Source organism: Exiguobacterium sp. s36 (assembly GCF_018618345.1).
GTDB lineage: Bacteria > Bacillota > Bacilli > Exiguobacteriales > Exiguobacteriaceae > Exiguobacterium > Exiguobacterium chiriqhucha.
This window is the reverse complement of the sequence record NZ_JACSLW010000002.1, coordinates 187,835-206,457: the sequence shown is the minus strand read 5'-3', so window position 1 is coordinate 206,457 and position 18,623 is coordinate 187,835. Positions and strand designations below refer to the sequence as shown.

At 54.0% G+C, this 18,623-nt stretch carries 21 protein-coding genes; 19 read left to right on the top strand and 2 right to left on the bottom strand.

The annotated features are described in order from the left end of the window. The first annotated feature begins 20 nt into the window (after window positions 1-20). Window positions 21-1,289, top strand: coding sequence for a Glu/Leu/Phe/Val family dehydrogenase (locus KNP95_RS06540; RefSeq protein ID WP_021067184.1), 1,269 nt, complete (start codon window positions 21-23; stop codon window positions 1,287-1,289). A 44-nt stretch (window positions 1,290-1,333) separates the two neighbouring features. On the opposite strand, the gene KNP95_RS06535 is transcribed toward KNP95_RS06540, so the two are convergent. Both KNP95_RS06535 and KNP95_RS06530 read right to left on the bottom strand, forming a co-directional pair. Next, complete coding sequence (locus KNP95_RS06535; protein WP_214836454.1) at window positions 1,334-2,341, bottom strand: YpdA family putative bacillithiol disulfide reductase; 1,008 nt, start codon at window positions 2,339-2,341, stop codon at window positions 1,334-1,336. Window positions 2,342-2,377: 36 nt separating this feature from the next. Further along, on the bottom strand, window positions 2,378-3,349 hold the full coding sequence (locus KNP95_RS06530) for an asparaginase (RefSeq protein ID WP_021067186.1): 972 nt from the start codon (window positions 3,347-3,349) through the stop codon (window positions 2,378-2,380). A 107-nt stretch (window positions 3,350-3,456) separates the two neighbouring features. Between KNP95_RS06530 and prsW the strand changes: the two genes are divergently transcribed. From prsW to aroA, 18 genes are all read left to right on the top strand, one after another. Beyond that, the gene (gene prsW / locus KNP95_RS06525) at window positions 3,457-4,113 is read left to right on the top strand and encodes a glutamic-type intramembrane protease PrsW (protein WP_021067187.1); all 657 of its coding nucleotides are present in this window, start codon (window positions 3,457-3,459) and stop codon (window positions 4,111-4,113) included. 19 nt (window positions 4,114-4,132) lie between these two features. Then, complete coding sequence (locus KNP95_RS06520) at window positions 4,133-4,798, top strand: flagellar brake protein (RefSeq protein ID WP_214836254.1); 666 nt, start codon at window positions 4,133-4,135, stop codon at window positions 4,796-4,798. A 74-nt stretch (window positions 4,799-4,872) separates the two neighbouring features. Continuing rightward, window positions 4,873-5,550, top strand: coding sequence for a (d)CMP kinase (gene cmk, locus KNP95_RS06515; protein ID WP_214836452.1), 678 nt, complete (start codon window positions 4,873-4,875; stop codon window positions 5,548-5,550). Further along, window positions 5,547-6,170, top strand: a complete 624-nt coding sequence (locus tag KNP95_RS06510) for a lysophospholipid acyltransferase family protein (RefSeq protein WP_214836251.1) — start codon at window positions 5,547-5,549, stop codon at window positions 6,168-6,170. The genes cmk and KNP95_RS06510 overlap by 4 nt, the downstream gene beginning before the upstream one ends. 140 nt (window positions 6,171-6,310) lie before the next feature. After that, window positions 6,311-7,459: a 30S ribosomal protein S1 gene (rpsA, locus tag KNP95_RS06505; protein ID WP_021067191.1), complete on the top strand. Its 1,149-nt coding sequence runs from the start codon at window positions 6,311-6,313 to the stop codon at window positions 7,457-7,459. A gap of 130 nt (window positions 7,460-7,589) precedes the next feature. Next, complete coding sequence (der, locus tag KNP95_RS06500) at window positions 7,590-8,900, top strand: ribosome biogenesis GTPase Der (protein ID WP_021067192.1); 1,311 nt, start codon at window positions 7,590-7,592, stop codon at window positions 8,898-8,900. Between the two features lie 17 nt (window positions 8,901-8,917). Continuing rightward, window positions 8,918-9,961 (top strand): NAD(P)H-dependent glycerol-3-phosphate dehydrogenase, encoded by a 1,044-nt coding sequence (locus tag KNP95_RS06495; protein ID WP_214836248.1) that lies wholly within the window; start codon window positions 8,918-8,920, stop codon window positions 9,959-9,961. An 80-nt stretch (window positions 9,962-10,041) separates the two neighbouring features. Continuing rightward, window positions 10,042-10,242 (top strand): DUF2768 family protein, encoded by a 201-nt coding sequence (locus tag KNP95_RS06490; RefSeq protein WP_021067194.1) that lies wholly within the window; start codon window positions 10,042-10,044, stop codon window positions 10,240-10,242. A 3-nt stretch (window positions 10,243-10,245) separates the two neighbouring features. Continuing rightward, a complete protein-coding gene (locus KNP95_RS06485) occupies window positions 10,246-10,956 on the top strand; it encodes a hypothetical protein (RefSeq protein WP_021067195.1) in 711 nt (236 codons plus the stop codon). Window positions 10,957-11,065: 109 nt separating this feature from the next. Next, complete coding sequence (locus tag KNP95_RS06480) at window positions 11,066-11,338, top strand: HU family DNA-binding protein (protein ID WP_021067196.1); 273 nt, start codon at window positions 11,066-11,068, stop codon at window positions 11,336-11,338. A gap of 127 nt (window positions 11,339-11,465) precedes the next feature. Then, window positions 11,466-12,038, top strand: coding sequence for a heptaprenyl diphosphate synthase component 1 (locus KNP95_RS06475; RefSeq protein WP_021067197.1), 573 nt, complete (start codon window positions 11,466-11,468; stop codon window positions 12,036-12,038). A gap of 20 nt (window positions 12,039-12,058) precedes the next feature. After that, window positions 12,059-12,760 (top strand): demethylmenaquinone methyltransferase, encoded by a 702-nt coding sequence (locus KNP95_RS06470; RefSeq protein ID WP_214719767.1) that lies wholly within the window; start codon window positions 12,059-12,061, stop codon window positions 12,758-12,760. A 3-nt stretch (window positions 12,761-12,763) separates the two neighbouring features. Continuing rightward, window positions 12,764-13,726 carry a polyprenyl synthetase family protein gene (locus KNP95_RS06465; protein WP_214832851.1) on the top strand — a complete coding sequence of 321 codons (963 nt, stop codon included), beginning with the start codon at window positions 12,764-12,766 and terminating at the stop codon, window positions 13,724-13,726. Between the two features lie 91 nt (window positions 13,727-13,817). Continuing rightward, window positions 13,818-14,234, top strand: a complete 417-nt coding sequence (ndk, locus tag KNP95_RS06460) for a nucleoside-diphosphate kinase (protein WP_214832849.1) — start codon at window positions 13,818-13,820, stop codon at window positions 14,232-14,234. A 117-nt stretch (window positions 14,235-14,351) separates the two neighbouring features. Further along, complete coding sequence (locus tag KNP95_RS06455) at window positions 14,352-15,131, top strand: CheR family methyltransferase (RefSeq protein WP_029595663.1); 780 nt, start codon at window positions 14,352-14,354, stop codon at window positions 15,129-15,131. 10 nt (window positions 15,132-15,141) lie between these two features. Beyond that, window positions 15,142-16,302, top strand: coding sequence for a chorismate synthase (gene aroC, locus KNP95_RS06450; protein ID WP_214836244.1), 1,161 nt, complete (start codon window positions 15,142-15,144; stop codon window positions 16,300-16,302). Further along, complete coding sequence (locus tag KNP95_RS06445) at window positions 16,296-17,342, top strand: 3-dehydroquinate synthase (protein WP_214833631.1); 1,047 nt, start codon at window positions 16,296-16,298, stop codon at window positions 17,340-17,342. Before aroC ends, KNP95_RS06445 begins: the two co-directional genes overlap by 7 nt. Before the next feature lies 1 nt (window position 17,343). Further along, the gene (aroA, locus tag KNP95_RS06440; protein WP_214836241.1) at window positions 17,344-18,594 is read left to right on the top strand and encodes a 3-phosphoshikimate 1-carboxyvinyltransferase; all 1,251 of its coding nucleotides are present in this window, start codon (window positions 17,344-17,346) and stop codon (window positions 18,592-18,594) included. The last annotated feature ends 29 nt before the right edge of the window (window positions 18,595-18,623 follow it).

The window sequence follows — 18,623 nt, the reverse complement described above, 5'->3', positions numbered from 1 at the left end:
ATTTAGGGGAGGAAACCTTCATGATTACGGATCAAGAAAAAGGTCATCAAAAACGAAAAAACATCCTTGAATCGACACAAGAAGTGATACACGAGGCGCTCGATAAACTCGGGTATCCAGAAGAGATGTACGAGCTCTTGAAAGAGCCGCTTCGGATGTTGACCGTCCGCATCCCGGTTCGGATGGATGATGGATCGACAAAGATTTTCACGGGATATCGTGCGCAACATAACGATGCGGTCGGACCGACAAAAGGTGGAATCCGATTCCACCCGAGCGTGACCGAGGTCGAAGTGAAGGCGTTGTCGGTCTGGATGAGCTTGAAAGCCGGCATCGTCGACCTGCCATATGGCGGCGGTAAAGGTGGAATCGTTTGTGATCCGCGTGAGATGAGTTTCCGTGAAATTGAGCGGTTGAGCCGTGGTTACGTTCGGGCTATCAGTCAAATCGTCGGGCCGACGAAAGACATCCCGGCACCGGACGTGTTCACGAACTCGCAAATCATGGCATGGATGATGGACGAGTATAGCCGAATCGATGAATTCAACTCACCAGGTTTCATCACCGGGAAACCGCTCGTGCTCGGTGGCTCGCACGGTCGCGAGACGGCGACGGCAAAAGGTGTCGCCATCATGATTCGAGAAGCGGCGCTCCGTCGCGGCATCGAGTTAAAAGGCGCCCGCGTCGTCGTCCAAGGGTTCGGCAACGCCGGTAGCTTCCTGTCGAAGTTCATGCATGACGCCGGAGCGAAAGTCATCGCCGTCAGCGATGCGTACGGAGCCATCCATGACGAGAACGGTCTCGACATCCCGTATCTGCTCGACCGTCGTGACTCGTTCGGGACAATCTCGACCTTATTCAAGAACACGATCTCGAACAAAGAGATGCTCGAACTCGACTGCGACATTTTAGTCCCGGCCGCGATCGAGAACCAAATCACCGAGGACAACGCCGACAACATCAAAGCGTCCATCGTCGTCGAGGCCGCGAACGGGCCGACGACGAACGAAGCGACCCGCATCTTGACGGAACGTGGCATCCTGCTTGTCCCGGACGTGCTCGCTTCGAGCGGTGGGGTAACGGTTTCATACTTCGAATGGGTTCAAAACAATCAAGGGTACTATTGGACGGAAGAGGAAGTGGAAGAGAAGCTTGAGAAAGTGCTCGTCCACTCGTTCAATACGGTATACAATACCTCGTCGGCCCGTAAGGTCGACATGCGTCTCGCCGCCTATATGGTCGGTGTGCGTAAGATGGCAGAAGCGTCGCGCTTCCGCGGTTGGGTATAACAAAAGAGAGGGAAGATCTGAAATCAGGTCTTCCCTCTCTTTATTTATGATGTGACACCGTTGCGCTCCCGAAGCGTCTCGGCGATCGCTTGGCCATGGAAACGTCCGTTCTCGATAAAGATCTTATTGGCATCGTTTCCGGCCGCGACGACACCGGCGATGAACAAGCCGTCGACGTTCGTCTCGTACGTCGCTTCATCGAACGCCGGCACACCGGTCTCCTCATCGACTTGGACCCCGGCATCGGCGAACAGCCCATGGTCGGGCAAGTAGCCGGTCATGGCGAGGACGTGGTCGGTCTCGAGCCGATGTTCTTCACCATGCTGACGATAGACGACGTGATGCGGTTCGATGCGAACGATTTCCGCTTCGAGCTCGAGCCGCACCTTGTCATGACGGACGAGCGAGTCGAACGTCGGCAATACCCACGGTTTGACGGACGGACTGTAGCCGTCCCCGCGATAAAGTACCGTGACGTGGGCACCGGCCTTCTCGAGCTCGATGGCCGCGTCGACGGCGGAGTTCTTCCCACCGATGACCGTGACGTGTTGCCGATAGAACGGATGCGCCTCTTTGAAATAGTGGGCGACGTGCGGCAACTCTTCACCGGGCACGTCAAGCCGACGAGGGCGTCCGTAATAGCCCGTCGCCAAGATTACATAGTCGGCCTGGCGCTCTTTGGCACCGTCCCGGTCGTGTCGGGACCGCACGACGAAACCGTTCTCGGTCCGCTCGACCGCCTCGACCGTCTCGAACGGATGGACATCGAGCCCAGTCCGGCTGACGACTTCCCGATAGTAGACGAGTGCGTCTTGCCGGCGTGGCTTCAAATCTTTACAGATGAACGGGATATTCCCGATTTCAAGCAGATTGGCAGACGAGAAGAACGTCTGATGGGTCGGATACCGATAGATGGCATCGACGATATTGCCGCGCTCGATAATCGTGCACGAGATGCCGATGCGTTCCAATTCGATCGCAGCCGACAGCCCGCACGGTCCGGCGCCGACGACGATAGCGTGTTTATTCAATGAAATCACCTCATCCCTCATTGTATGGAAGGACGAATCGGTTGGCAAGTCGCCAACTCATTGTTGGAAACTGAAGCTGTGTTCCATGACCGCTTGCGACGAACCGGACTCGAGTTCGACGAGAAGGCGCAGTCTCGCTTTTTGTGAGTTCAAGCCGTTCGAGAAGATGATGCCCATCTCTTTCAGTTGCTGGCCACCGCCGACGTAGCCGTAGACGTCCTGAACGATTCCATTGAAGCAGCGGCTGACGATGACGACCGGCATGCGTTCGACGAGCAGTTCGAGCGCGGGAACGATCGATGGCGGGACGTTGCCTTGACCGAGCACTTCGAGGACGAGTCCGTCATAGCCGAGCGCGAGTACCGCCTCAATCAAATCCGGGTCCATCCCGGCAACGACTTTCAGCACCGCGACCCGTTTTGTGATTGTTGAAATCATCTTCGGTTGCTTCGTCGTCGGTTGGCTATAGATGAGGACGTGGTCTTTCGTCACCATGCCGACGTTCCCGAAGTGGACCGATTTGAACGTGTCGACCGAGGACGTATGCGTTTTCGTGACGTTGAAGGCGGAATGAATCTCGCCATTGAAGACGACGAGTACTCCTTTGCCACGCGCGACATCGCTTTGGGCGACCCGAAGCGCCGTGATGAGATTGAATTCGCCGTCAGAGCCGACTTCGTTCGACGAGCGCATCGCCCCGGTCAAGACGATCGGGACCGGGGCACCGAGTGTGATTTGTAAGAAATAAGCCGTCTCCTCGAGCGTATCGGTTCCGTGGGTGATGACGACCCCGTCATACGTGTCTTGCGTCAGTTGTTGATTGATGAACTGGGCGAGCTCGAGCATTTTTTCAGGCGTCATGTGCGGCGATGGGATGTTTGAGAAGTGTTTCGTTGTGATGTTGGCGATATCGGTCGCTTTCGGCAACGTCGCATCAATCGGATTGACCTCGCTCGGCATGACATGTCCCGACCCCGATTGGGACATGGCGATTGTGCCGCCGGTGTGGATGAGTAATAAATGATTCATAACAGACCTCCAACTTTTTTGTTCGTTTCTTCCAATTTCTAGGCGTGCCCTACTTTTTCTTTCCTCTATTTCAGTGTATGCTTAACGTGAGAAAGGAGAGATGCATCATGATTGCAATCGCCTTGTCTGCGGTTGCGCCAGGGTTTGCCCTTCTTTCCTACTTCTATCTCCGGCATGAACTGGAAGCGGAACCGCTCGGCTATGTGATCCGGTCGTTCGTCGCCGGGGCCATTCTCGTCTTTCCGATCATGTTCGTCCAGTATGCGTTCGTGGAAGAAGGGGTGCTCGTGGGCCCGTTTTGGAAGGCGTTCGTGGCCACCGCGCTTTTAGAAGAATTTTTTAAATGGTTCATGATTTATTATACAATATACATACATAAAGTCTTTGATGATTACTACGACGGGATTCTCTATGCGGTCGCCTGTTCACTCGGCTTTGCCACGTTAGAGAATTTTCTATATTTATGGGTGTACGACTCAATCGAGATCGCCATCTGGCGCGCCGTGCTGCCGGTGAGCGGCCACGCGCTGTTCGCCGTCGTCATGGGGTTTTGTCTCGGCCGGGCCAAACATTCCAACCACGAGCGGTTTTGGCTGTTCACCGCTGTCATGGCGGCCACGCTGTTGCATGGCATGTTCGACTATATCTTGCTCGTCGAACCGATGAACAAAGTACCGGCTGTCGTCTATATAGTCGTCTTATGGATGGTCGCCTTATTGCTCGTCCGCACTGCCAATCGCTCCAATCATCGTCAATATAAATAGAATAAAGGGGAATCGTTTCATGTTAAAAGTAGGTCAAGAGTTACGGGTGGAAGTCGAAGGGAGAAAAGAAGGAAAGACGAAGGTCGCGGCCATTAACGATCAAGTCGTCTGGATCGAGTCCCCGAGTGAAACGGATACGTTAAAGACGTTCTTCTTGCACGAAGACGAGCCGATGCGCGTCTATTTCTTTAAAGGAGAAGAGCAACTATATGCCTTCGACACCGTCATTTCGAGACGGGTGAGCGATGCGCAGTTGACGCTTCGTTATGCATTCCCGATGCCGGATGAGAAGAAAATCAAACGGGTCCAGCGCCGTGAATATTTGCGGGTGCCGGAGATGATTCGCGTGACCGTATCCGCGGAAGATGGGCAGGCGTTCCCGTCGTTCGAGTCGACATCACTCGACTTATCGGCCGGAGGCATGCGCATCATCTCCAATCGGGCACCGGTCGCTGTCGACGAGGCCATCATCGTCTCGTTCCAGATCAATGACGACCGCGGGAATCCGCAAACGTTCCGCGTCAAGAGCCGACTCGTACGGATTCACGAACAGGCGGCGAAACAAGAGCTGTCGCTTCGTTTCGAAGAATTATCGCACCGGGACCAGGAAACGATTTTACGTTATTGCTTCCGGGCCCAACTTGAAGCGAGAAAACGGACGGGCTCTGTATTTTCTTCACGTTAAAAAACTGGTATGATGTTCTCGGAACAAATGACCGAGAGGAGGCGGGTATCGGGATGAGCCGATACCCAATTTTTATGAATAAACCGTTACAGATTGCATTAGATGGACCGGCCGGAGCCGGGAAGAGTACGATCGCGAAAACACTTGCCAAAAAACTAGGGTATGTCTATATCGATACGGGTGCGATTTATCGTGCCGTGACGTATCGTGCCCTCAGAGACGGGGTCGGTCTCGAAGACGGGCCGAAACTCGCCGAGATGATCGGCAACATGGATTTACGGCTCGTCCCGTCCGAGAACGGACAACGTGTGTTCGACGGCGCCGACGAAGTGACCGACGTCATCCGGACGAGCGAAGTGACGAACAACGTCAGTTTCGTCGCGCGCCAACCGGAAGTACGGGCTGCCCTCTTGGATTTACAGCGCGACCTCGCCAGTAAAGGCGGAATCGTCATGGACGGCCGCGATATCGGCACGCACGTCTTACCAGGCGCCGACTTGAAAGTGTTCATGACGGCGACGGTCGAAGAACGGGCCCGCCGCCGCCATGAGGAGAACGTATCGAAAGGATTGCCGAGCGACCTTGAACAATTACAGCTCGAGATCGCCTTGCGGGACAAACGCGATTCCGAGCGTGAGGTCGCCCCGCTTCGTCAGGCCGACGATGCGCATTATCTCGATACGACCGAGCTGTCGATTGACGGCGTCGTCGAGGCGATCGAGCACTTGATGAAGCAGGTGATTGATCGATGAAACCGCTCAACGATGGACCGTTCGGCATGTATCGACTGGCCGTAGCTGTCGTCAATGTCATCCGTAGATTGAGCTTCCGTGTCGAGTATATCGGGCGCGACAACGTCCCACTCGACGGTTCGATGATCGTCTGTTCGAACCATCAATCGAACTGGGACCCGGTCATGCTCGCCGGGGCGATGCCGAAACAGCGTCAGCTTCGTTTCTTCGCGAAAAAAGAGTTGTTCGACGTGCCGGTATTGAAACACATTTTGAATCGGGCTGGACAGATTCCTGTGTCACGCGGGGAAGGAGACCGACAAGCACTCCGGGTCGTCTTGCAAAAGTTGAAGGAAGACGAGGTCATCTCGATTTTCCCGGAAGGAACGCGGTCAAAAGACGGTACGCTCGGCAAAGCCCAAGCCGGCGTCGGGTTCTTCGCGCTCCGTTCGGACGCGTCGGTACTTCCGGTGGCGATTATCGGGACGTATAAGTTCCGCTCGAAGCTGAAGGTCGTCATCGGCCAACCGATCGACATGAGCGGCTTGAAAGCGGACAAGGCGAGCGCCCAAATCGCGGCCGACTTGATTATGACGACAATCGGTGACTTGTACATGCAGCATTCACGGAACGTTCGTTAATTTCAGGTTTAATCTCGCGCTAGGAGAGGAACTAACCTGATAACACCTTGACAAATCTTTCGAATTATAAGAAGTTTATACTAGGTGTAAGCGCCTTACGGCGCTCCTTTTTGTACTCATCGTGAGGGGGTAGTGTTGGAATGGTCGAAGAAATGAAAGATATGCCTGATTTTGAAATCAATCGAGGTCAAATTGTGACCGGTACTGTCGTCAAAATCGAGGACAAGCAAGCGTTGATCGATATCGGTTATAAAACCGAGGCAATTTTACCAATCAGCGAAGTATCAAGCATGCATTTAGACGATTTAAACGAATCACTCCATGTTAACGACGAAATCCGTGTCAAAGTGAAAAAGGTCACGGACGAAGAGGTGGTCGTTTCGAAGAAAGACGTTGATGCCGAGGCAGCTTGGGATCAAATCGTCGAGAAATTCGAATCCGGCGAAGTATTCGAAGTCATGGTAAAAGACAAGGTCAAAGGTGGACTTGTCGTTGATATCGGTATCCGTGGATTTATCCCGGCTTCGCTCGTAGAGAACCATTTCGTCGAAGACTTCTCATCCTACTTGAATAAACCGATTACGGTTAAAGTCGTCGAGATTGACCGCGAAAAAAATCGCGTCATCTTGTCGCATAAAGCGGTTGCCGAAGCGGAAATGAGCGCCAAGAAAGCGGAGACGCTCGAATCGCTTGAAGTCGGTCAAATCATCGAAGGGACGGTTCAACGTCTCACAGATTTCGGTGCGTTTGTCGATATCGGCGGTGTCGATGGCCTCGTCCATATTTCGGAAATGGCGCATAGCCGGGTTGAGAAACCGAGCGATGTTGTGACTGAAGGAGATAAAGTCAAAGTGAAAGTGCTTGGACTTGACCTCGACAACGAGAAAGTGAAGTTGTCGATTAAAGAGACGCAGCCTGGACCGTGGGAATCGGTAGAAGGTAAAATTCAGCCAGGTGACGTGATTGAAGGGAAAGTCAAACGTCTCGTCACGTTCGGTGCGTTCGTCGAAGTCGCACCACAAGTTGAAGGTTTGCTCCATATCTCGCAAATTGCGAACCGACACATCGCGACACCGTCTGAAGTCTTGTCAGAAGGCCAAGAAGTAACCGTCAAAGTACTCGACGTCCATCTTGACGAGAAGAAAATCTCGTTGTCGATGCGTGCGCTCGAGTCGAGCGATTCATCACGTGGCGACGCGGATCAATCGCTGCTTGACGAGTATAGCGACCAAGGAGGTTTCTCTGTCTCTGAATTGACAGGTGACGAGGCCTCGGACGATTCTAAATAAGACGATCGTTCAAGCGGGAGCCAGACTCCCGCTTCTTTTTGTATGGTCACAGAAATTCGCCTGTGATATGATAGTACAGTTGCAATTAGAAACGATAGACTTATTGAATGAAAGTTAGAGAGGTGTTTATATGGGAATTCCAGCAGTGGCCATCGTAGGCCGCCCGAATATTGGGAAATCCACGATTTTTAACCGGATTATCGGAGATCGCGTGTCGATCGTCGATGATAAGCCCGGTGTAACACGCGACCGCATTTATGGGACGGGTGAATGGTTGAACCGTAAGTTTCATTTAATCGACACAGGCGGAATCGAGGTCGGTGATGAGCCGCTCCTCGTGCAAATGCGGCATCAGGCCGAGCTTGCGATCGATGAGGCGGACGTCATCGTCTTCATGGTGAACGGACGTGAAGGCATTACAGCAGCAGACGAAGAAGTGGCGAACTTGTTGTTCCGTTCGAACAAACCGGTCGTCCTCGCCGTCAACAAAGTCGACAACTTCGAGATGCGCGAACTCATGTATGAGTTCTATTCACTCGGATTCGGCGATCCGTTCCCGATTTCAGGGACGCACGGTCTTGGTCTCGGGGACTTGCTCGACAAAGTGCTCGACATGGCTCCAGACAAAGACGACTATGAGTACAACGAAGAAGTCATCCAGTTCTCGCTCATTGGACGTCCAAACGTTGGGAAATCGAGCTTGACGAACGCGATTCTCGGTGAAGAACGCGTCATCGTCTCGGACATCGCAGGAACGACTCGTGATGCCATCGATACACCGTTCACACGGGATGGGCAAGAATACGTCATCATCGATACGGCCGGGATGCGCAAGCGCGGGAAAGTGTATGAATCTACCGAGCGCTACAGCGTCATGCGTGCCCAAAAAGCGATTGAACGCTCGAACGTCGTTCTCGTCGTCATCGACGGTGAAGAAGGCATCATCGAACAAGACAAACGTGTTGCCGGACTCGCCCACGAAGCTGGGAAAGCCATCGTTCTCGTCGTCAACAAATGGGACGCCGTCGACAAAGACGATAAGACGATGAAGAAAATGGAAGAGAAGATTCGTAAAGAATTCTTGTTCCTTGACTACGCACCGATCGTCTTCTTGTCGGCACTCACGTCGAAACGATTGCAGACACTTCTGCCGGTCGTCAAAGAAGTGGCTGATTCACATCGCCGTCGAATCTCGACGAGCGTCTTGAACGACGTCATCGTCGACGCAGTCGCGATGAACCCGACACCGACGGACAAAGGACAACGACTCAAGATTAACTACGCGACGCAAGTGGCCATCGAGCCGCCGACGTTCGTGTTGTTCGTCAACGATCCAGAGTTGCTTCACTTCTCATACAAACGTTATCTAGATAACCAGATTCGCCGCGCATTTGACTTTACTGGTACACCGATTCATATCGTGGCTCGTCAGAAAAACTAGTAATGGGGGTGCCTCCTATGGCAAAAGTAGCTGTCATCGGTGCAGGGAGCTGGGGAACGGCGATATCGCTCGTCCTCGCTGACAACGGACATGATGTTCTACTATATGGACGTGAGGAAGACCACGTTCATGAAATCAACACGGCCCACACGAACGCGACCTATTTGAAAGACGCACCGTTGCCGACTTCGATTCGGGCGACGACAGACTTGGCGGAAGCGGTTAAAGATCGTTCCATCGTATTCCTCGTCGTCCCGAGTTCGGCGATTCGTCCGGTGTCGCGTGAGTTGAACGCGCTCCTTACGGAACCGGCGGTCATCGTGCATGCCGCCAAAGGAATCGAACCGAAGACGCATAAGCGTCTGTCGGAGATTATCGCCGAAGAGATCGACCCGTCGAAACGTCGGGCCATCGGTGTCTTGACGGGACCGACGCATGCCGAGGAAGTGGCCGTCCGTAAATTGACGACCATCACAATCGCTTGCGAGGACTTGGACGTGGCCGATGAGATTCAAGAGTTGCTCACGAACGATCAGTTCCGGGTCTATTTGAATTCGGACGTCATCGGGGCGGAGTACGGCGGTGCGCTCAAGAACATCATCGCGCTTGCCGCAGGAATGACGGATGGGCTCGGTTATGGCGATAACGCCAAAGCGGCCCTCATGACACGCGGGATCGTCGAAATCGCCCGGCTCGGGGTCAAACTCGGTGCCAACCCGGCGTCGTTCTCCGGCTTGACGGGAATCGGCGATTTGATCGTCACGGCCACGTCTCAGCATAGCCGTAACTGGCGTGCCGGGAACGCGATCGGTCGCGGCGAGAAGCTCGAGGATGTGCTCGGTCAAATGGGCATGGTCGTGGAAGGGGTGCGTGCCTGTGAGGCGGCGCATACGCTCGCTCGGGAAGCCGGTGTCGAGATGCCGATCACAGAGGCCCTCTACAACGTGTTATTCGAAGGTAAGAGCCCACATGATGAAGTACAAAAGTTAATGAGACGCCCGCAGAAGCATGAAATGGAAGAAGTGTTCCATTTCGAAGGCGACGTAGAGCAAAGGGACTGACGTTTTCGTTCAGTTCCTTTGTTTTTTTTGCTACACTAATGTACGGAGCTAGATTTAAAGAGAAAGTCGAGGGGATAGACGTGACACCGTCACTGATCAAGATGTGGATTTCATTTGCGGGCATCGGGGCGTTTGCCATCGCCGCGCTCATGGTGGCAGTCAGCCATACGAAACTAACGGGATGGTTCGCGGCGCTCGTCCGCGTCATCGCATTCGTCATATTTTTATTTGGGACGATCATCATGATTTATGTGGTCGCTTCAGGACCGACAGGAGGATAAGACGTGAAACGGATTTTTTTGGTCGCGAGTCTATTGGCGGCGACCGTGCTCAGTGGATGTATGTTCCCGGATTCGAACCGGGTCGATAACGTCCCGTATGAAGACCAACTGAAGTCGGTACAGACGGCCGTCGACTCGTTCAAGGAGACGACCGGGGTGTTGCCGATTAAAACAAGGCCGGCCGAGACGCCACTCATGGAACGTTATCCGATTGAGTTCGCCCGGCTCGTCCCTGGTTATTTAGCCGACCCGCCGGCGAACAGCTTCGAAGGAGGCGGTCTGTTCTTGTACGTCCTCGTGGACGCCGAGACGGAGCCGAAGGTCAAACTCATTGATTTACGTGTGTCAGAAAGCTTGCAACAGTTACAGACGAATATTAACGCGTTCCGGGCCAAAGAAGGCAAGTTCCCGTTTGACGGGTCGCTCGGAAAGAACCAATTCACGATTGATTATGATCTCGTCTTCGTCTCTGAAGAGCCAAGTATCCCGAGTCCGTACACGGAAAACGAGTTGCCGATCTATGTCGACGGGACCGGACAATTATTTGTCGACTACCGGGCCGACCTGGAGGCCGCCCTCGAGAACACGGATGTAGAGCCAAAAGTCGGTGAGGACATTCGGTATTTGCTCTATAATGACTCCCCATTCGCTCCGGCTTATTCGCAAGGGTACACGATTAATGAACAAGGTGAAGTCGAGTTTTTAAACAACTGATCGACTGAGTGGGTCGAATATAGACCGATTGCTTAAAAAATGTTGTCATATCAACGTTTGTACGATATGATTAATCCCGTAAACTCTCAGTGAGAGGAGGTGAATCGTGATGAACAAAACTGAATTGATCCAAGCAGTTGCGGAGAAAGCAAATGTTTCGAAAAAAGAAGCTACACAAGTTGTAGAAGCTACTTTCGAATCTATCACTGAAGCACTCCAAAACGGTGATAAAATTCAATTGATCGGTTTTGGTACTTTTGAAGTTCGTGAGCGCGCTGCCCGTAAAGGTCGCAACCCACGTACGAAAGAAGATATCGAAATCCCGGCTAGCAAAGTTCCTGCCTTCAAAGCAGGTAAAGCGCTTAAAGATGCGGTCAAATAATGGGCAATACATAAGTCGCCGAAAGGCGGCTTTTTTTGTGTCGGAAAGCGAGTTCCCATGGCGTGAATGTGACAAAAATGTGCTATACTATGTCAGAATGACAACGAAGAGGACGAGGGGGGATAGCATGGAACAGATGACATACGAAACCGTTGTCACCGACCTTGCTCGTCAAATCGAAGAACGCATGAACCATCCGTATTTGACGAGACACGAGATTGTACCCGTAGTCGACATGCCTTTACTTCGTTGGATGGTCGAGATGATTGAAATCGAATCGAATCAACAACGTCAGCTCGTGCTTGCGACGTATTTTGCACATCAAGCACTTGAACTGCATGATCAAGTAAAGGATTGCCCGAACGGCTCGCTCGAGCGGCAACTCAAAGTGCTCGCCGGCGATTTCGCCTCGGCTCAATTTTATAAAATATTGGCACTGTTTCCTGCCGACTATAGCAATCGCTTCGGTCGGTCGGTCCAGCTTGTCAATGGGGCGAAATGTACGCTCGCGCTTGATGCGGACGTATCCGTCACGACTTGGATGGAAGCGAACTTCGGATTGATTAAAACGTTTTCTGAGGTGATAGGTCGGTCCTACTTGACCACATACGGAAAAACGATCATCGAACGAAAGGCGACAGTACTGCGCCAAGATCAACGAGAACAGCTAACGACGCTCCTGGCGCACGCTGTCGCTTAGAACGGAAAGGATGTTACGTATTGCAACCGAAAGAAAAAGAGCAAAAAGTATATGACGTGTTTCAATCAATCTCACCGAGCTACGATACGATGAACTCGATCATCAGTTTCCGTTTGCATAAATGGTGGCGCAAAGCGACGATGCGTCGCATGCAAGTGTTCCCGGGCGCAAAATGTCTCGACGTCTGCTGCGGGACGGCCGACTGGACGATTCAACTCGCCGAGGCGGCTGGTAATACCGGTGTCGTCAAAGGTCTTGATTTTTCCGAGAATATGCTCGCGGTCGGCCAAGCAAAAGTGGCCGATTATCCGACGATCGAACTCATCCATGGTAACGCGATGGCATTGCCGTTCGGGGATCACTCATTCGACTACGTGACGATCGGCTTCGGCCTTCGCAACGTACCGGATTACATGACGGTGCTCCGTGAACTGCACCGGGTCTTGAAACCGGGCGGGACGGTCGTCTGTCTCGAGACGAGCCAACCGACAGCACCGCTGTTCAGCGAACTGTATCGCTTCTATTTCGGCTCGGTCATGCCGTTATTTGGGAAAGTGTTCGCCGGCTCATACGATCAATACAAATGGCTCCAAGAGTCGACCGACCAATTCCCAGACCGGTTGACGCTAAAACGCATGTTCGAGACGGCAGGCTTCGAACAAGTCGAAGTGAAGGCGTTCTCCGGCGGTGCGTGTGCCATGCACCTAGGAAAGAAGTGGTGACCGATGTCTTTGAAGCGACTTTATCGCCACATGAACCGAGAGATTGAGCAGATCGATCGCTTCTTGTCGACGCGGGTCCATACGGATCACCCGGTCATCGAGGCGGCCTCGAAGCAACTGCTTGATGCGGGCGGGAAGCGGATCCGTCCGGCGTTCGTATTGCTGAGCGCTGGTTTCGGGCAAGCGAAAGACATCCGCTTGACGAAAGTGGCGGCGAGTCTTGAACTGATTCATATGGCCTCGCTCGTCCATGATGACGTCATCGATGACGCCACACTTCGCCGGGGCAAACCGACCGTCATGGAACGTTACGATGAGCAGGTCGCGATGTATACAGGGAATACGTTGTTCGGCGAAGCGATTCGACTCGTCTCTGAGGTCGACTCGCCGCGCGTGATGGAAATCATGGCAGACACGATGGAACTGATTTGTATCGGTGAAATCAATCAAATCCAAGACCAATACGACTGGAGCCAGTCCCCGAAACGATATCTCGATCGGATTGCCCGAAAGACGGCGCTCTTGATCGAGACGAGTTGTGCGGCCGGGGCCGTCGTCTCAGGGGCGTCACCCGAAGTCGTCAAACAGCTGCGGCTGTTCGGCTATGACATCGGGATGGCGTTTCAAATGACGGATGATTTGCTCGATTTCACCGCGAAAAGTTTTCAGCTTGGAAAGCCGGTCGGAGAAGATTTGAAGCACGGTCATAAAACGTTGCCGCTCTTCTATTCAGCGGAAGACCCTGAATTCTTTGGTCGGTTGCAGCAAGTCAACCAGTCGTCCGATTACGCGACGACCCATACGCTCGTTCGTGAAGTGCAGCGCAACGGGACGCTCGAGCGAAGCCAACGGACGATCGACCGGTACGTGAACCGGGCGATTCAACGTCTCGATGGCTTGCCGGACTTACCGGACAAACGCTCGCTCATTGAAATCGCCGAGTATATCGGGAAACGAAAATGGTAACAACCATCTTGTAAACCCTTTCAATAATCAAGATGACCGTGTAAACTAATAAAGTACATGGTACACATATTGATTTAGGGGGATTAGGGGAATGGAAAAAACATTTTTAATGGTAAAACCGGATGGAGTGAAACGCGGTCTGATTGGGGAAATCATCTCGCGCTTCGAAAAGAAAGGATATACGTTGAACCGTCTTGAGCTATTGACGCCATCGGTTGAAGTCGCACAATCGCATTATGCGGAACATAAGGAAAAGCCGTTCTTTGGAGAGCTTGTCGAATTCTTAACGTCTGGTCCTGTTGTAGCGATGGAGTGGGAAGGCGAAAATATCGTCGCCGTCTCTCGATTGATGATCGGGAAGACGAACCCGTTAGACGCACAACCTGGAACAATTCGTGGCGATTTGGCCTCGACGATGTCACAAAACGTCATCCATGGTTCAGATAGCGTGGAAAGCGCAGAGCGTGAATTGTCACTCTGGTTCGCCACTGAAGCATCACACGTTTGATGACGATAAAAGGGACGGGGGCCTCCTGTCCCTTTTTATATTGGGATTGAAGCGCTTTCGCATGTTTTGGCACGACATGATCTAGGAGAAGAGAAAGAATTGAGGTTGGAACTGGTGATAAATGATTATGCCATCTTCGTAAAAAAGTTTTATATGAAGTCGGGGATCGACTTAAACCTATACAAAGAAGCCCAGATGAAGCGACGTATGATTGCACTTCGCGAGAAGAAAGGGTATGCCACGTTTATCGAATACTTCAAAGCGATGGAGTCGGACCGGGGCTTATACGATGAATTTTTGGATCGCATGACCATTAACGTGAGTGAATTTTACCGGAACCCGGTCCGCTGGCAGCAACTAGAGACGGACATTTTGCCGGAACTCATCCGTAAGAGCCAGGGCAAGTTGCGCGTCTGGAGCGCGGCGTGCTCGACGGGCGAAGAACCGTATTCGTTGGCGATGCTGTTATCTAAACATTTGTCACCCGCCCAGTTCACAATCACGGCGACGGACCTAGATGACGTGGTGATCGAAAAAGCGAAACAAGGCAAGTATCATGAGCGGGCGCTCGTTGACTTGCCATCAGAGTTTCGGCAACGTTACTTCACCCGCCGTGGAGACGACTATTACATCACAGAGGACATCAAAAAATTAGTAACGTTCAAAAAACATAATCTGTTGGCCGACGTGTATGAACGGAATTTTGATTTAATCGTCTGTCGGAACGTCTTGATTTATTTCACCGAGGAAGCGAAAGAGAAAGTCTATACATCGTTCCACCGATCGCTCCGACCAGGCGGTGTCCTCTTCGTCGGAGGGACCGAGCAGATCTTTCAACCGAAGCGATACGGCTACAAGATGAAGCAGAGCTTCTTCTACGAAAAATTTGAAGAATGAGGTGGCAGCTATGCGTTATTTGACGGCAGGAGAATCGCACGGGCCTGGACTTTCAATCATTATCGAGGGTGTACCGGCCGGGCTTGAGGTCGATGTGCAAGCCATCAATGCGGAACTCGCGAAACGGCAGTCCGGCTACGGCCGCGGCCGCCGCATGCAAATTGAATCAGACCGAATCGAGGTGAGGGCCGGCATTCGTCACGGGGTGACGACAGGGGCCCCTATTTCGTTCTGGATCGAGAACAAGGACCATACTCATTGGCGGAACGTGATGCAGGCCGAACCGATTGATGCGGACGTGGAAATCAAACGCCGTGTCGTCCGCCCACGACCCGGACATGCGGACCTCGTCGGCGGCTTGAAATATGACCATCGTGACCTACGGGACGTCCTCGAACGTTCGAGCGCACGTGAGACGGCCGCTCGGGTCGCAGTCGGCGCACTCAGCAAACAATTGCTCGCTGCTGTCGGGATGTCGCTCGTCAGCTATGTCAAAGTGATTGGCGGCGTCGAGGCCGATGCCTCATACGAGTCGCTCGATACATTGCGCGCCACGATCGAGGCGTCACCGGTCCGGACGATGGATGAGACGGCAGGCAAGGCGATGATGCGTCGAATCGATGAGGCGAAAGCAGCCGGTGACTCACTCGGCGGTGTCATCTGTACGGAAGTGCATGGTGTCATCCCGGGGCTCGGGTCGTACGTCCAATATGACCGGAAACTCGATGCGGCCATCGCTCGCGCCGTCATGAGTGTCAACGCCATCAAAGGCGTCGCTTTCGGTGATGGGTTCGAGATGGCGTATCGACCAGGGTCGGAAGTGATGGACCCGATCGCCTATGGACCGGACGGCTATACACGCCTGAGCAATCATCTCGGCGGTTTCGAAGGTGGGATGACGACCGGGATGCCGATTGTCTGTACCGCTGTGATGAAACCGATTCCGACGCTCTACAAGCCGCTCCAATCCGTCGATATCGATACGAAAGAACCATTCCTCGCCCAAATCGAGCGAAGTGACGCCTGTGCCGTCCCGGCCGCCTCACTCGTCGTCGAGGCCGTCGTCGCGTTTGAACTCGCCCGTGAGTTATGCGAGACGTTCGGACATGACACGGTCGGACGCATCCAAGCGCGCGTCGACGCGTACCGCGAGGAGATTCGCACGTGGTGACGATTCGCGTGAACGCCTCGACTCCATACGACGTCACAATTGAACGAGGGGACGCCTGGCTCGACTGCGTCCCTTACTTCTCGTGCTCAACCGTGTGGGTCATCACGGACGAGACGGTAGATCGCCTGCACGGGACGGCGTTTCGGACTCGTCTCGAGGCAAGCGCGCGTCCAATCGTCTGGTCGGTCGTCCGTCCGGGCGACGGATCGAAATCGCTCGCGACGATTGAACGTCTCGTCGCGGACGGGTTGACGTCCGGCTGTGACCGGGACACGCTCGTCGTCGCCTTTGGCGGCGGCATGATTGGGGACTTGGCCGGCTTTTTGGCGAGTGTCTATATGCGCGGGCTGCATTACATACAAGTGCCGACGACGGTTCTCGCCCACGATTCAGCGGTCGGCGGAAAAGTCGCGGTCAACCATCCGCTCGCCAAAAATGCGATCGGTGCCTTTTATCAACCAGCGGGCGTCCACTATAACGTCGACCGCCTCGAGACGTTGACGGACCGTGACGTGCTGAGTGGGCTCGGCGAGTTAATTAAACATGCCTACTTGTCACGATACGTCCTCGGGTACTCGTTCGAGACCGAGCTGTTCACCGCCTTGGCGCAAGGACCGCTCGATTGGGAGGCGTGGCTCGCACGTGGGATTGAAGTGAAACGACAGGTCGTCGAGACCGATGAACGGGAACACGGCGTAAGGGCATGGCTGAACTTTGGTCATACGTTCGGCCATGCGTTGGAGTCGGTCGAGGCGTACCGACTAGCGCACGGGGAGGCCATCCTATACGGAATGGTGTACGCCTTCCTCGTCGCCGGAGACTTCTCACGCGCGGAAACGCTCGCCGGATTCATGAAACAGCAAGCAATCACGCCGGTCCTCTGGCAGCCATTCGAGGCGTATCTCGAGGTGATGGGCCACGATAAAAAGAATCGAACTGGACAGATTCGCTTCGTACTGCTCGGTGAAGAAGTGACCGTGACGAGCGTCACGACCGAACGGCTCGTCGAAGCGTATAATCAGTTGAAAGGGTGGTTTTAAGATGGGATTGAACGGATTGATACGCGTACCGAGCGATAAGTCGATTACGCACCGGGCGTTATTGCTCGGGGCCGTGGCGCACGGACAGACGACAGTGTACGACCCGCTCCTCGGTGATGATTGCCGGTCGACGCTCGAGGCGATCCGTCGTTTGGGCGCACAAGTCGATGAACAAGCGGAACGACTCGTCATCATTGGCAGCCCGTCGCTCACGTCGGCGGAACTCGATTGCGGGAACTCCGGCACGACGATGCGTCTCTTGACGGGACTGCTTGCAGGCTACGACGGGACGTTCACGCTCACCGGCGACGCCTCGCTCTCGAAGAGACCGATGCGACGCGTCACTGCCCCGTTGCGCGCCATGGGAGCCGACCTTGCAGGTGACGTCGCTCCGCTCCACATCCGCGGGCGGGCGTTGACGGGCATCGATTACACGTTGCCTGTCGCGAGCGCGCAAGTGAAATCAGCCATTTTATTGGCTGGACTCCGTGCGGACAGCCCGACGATCGTGCGCGAGCCGGTCTTGTCGAGGGATCATACTGAACGCATGCTGCCGCTGTTCAACGGGCAGATTGACATCACCTCGGAAGAGGGGGTTCGGACGATTCGGCTGTCGCCGTCCGTCCTGGAAGGCGCGACGGTGGCCGTACCGGCTGACCCGTCCTCGGCCGCCTTTTGGTGGGCCGGGGCCGCGCTCGTCCCGGATAGTCGCGTCACGACGACCGACGTCTGTTTGAACGAGACACGGATTGGCTTTTTGCGCACGCTCGAACGGATGGGGGCGCACGTTGACGTGACGAACGTCCGCGCACTCGGAGAAGAATCGGTCGGGGACGTCACCGTGTCGACGAGCACGCTCCACGGCATCCGGTTGGACGGGACCGCCATCCCACATCAAATCGACGAGTTGCCATTATTCGCCCTCGTCGCGTCGCAGGCGTCGAGCCCATCGTCAGTCCGGGATGCGGGGGAGCTCCGCGTGAAAGAGACGGACCGGATTCAGACGGTCGCGAGCGAATTGAAGGCGCTCGGTGTCGACCTTCGCGAGACGGATGACGGCTTTGACGTCTATCCGAGCCGTTTGCACGGGGGACACGTCTCCTCGCACGGAGATCATCGCTTGGCGATGATGCTCCAAATTGCGGACTTATTGACGACGGAACATGTGACGATTGACGATGTCGAGGCAGCGGACGTGAGTTACCCGCGCTTCCGTGACGATTTACAACGACTCGGTCGTGAGATAGAATAACGTCAATACGAGTAGCCGCTAGGAGGAAT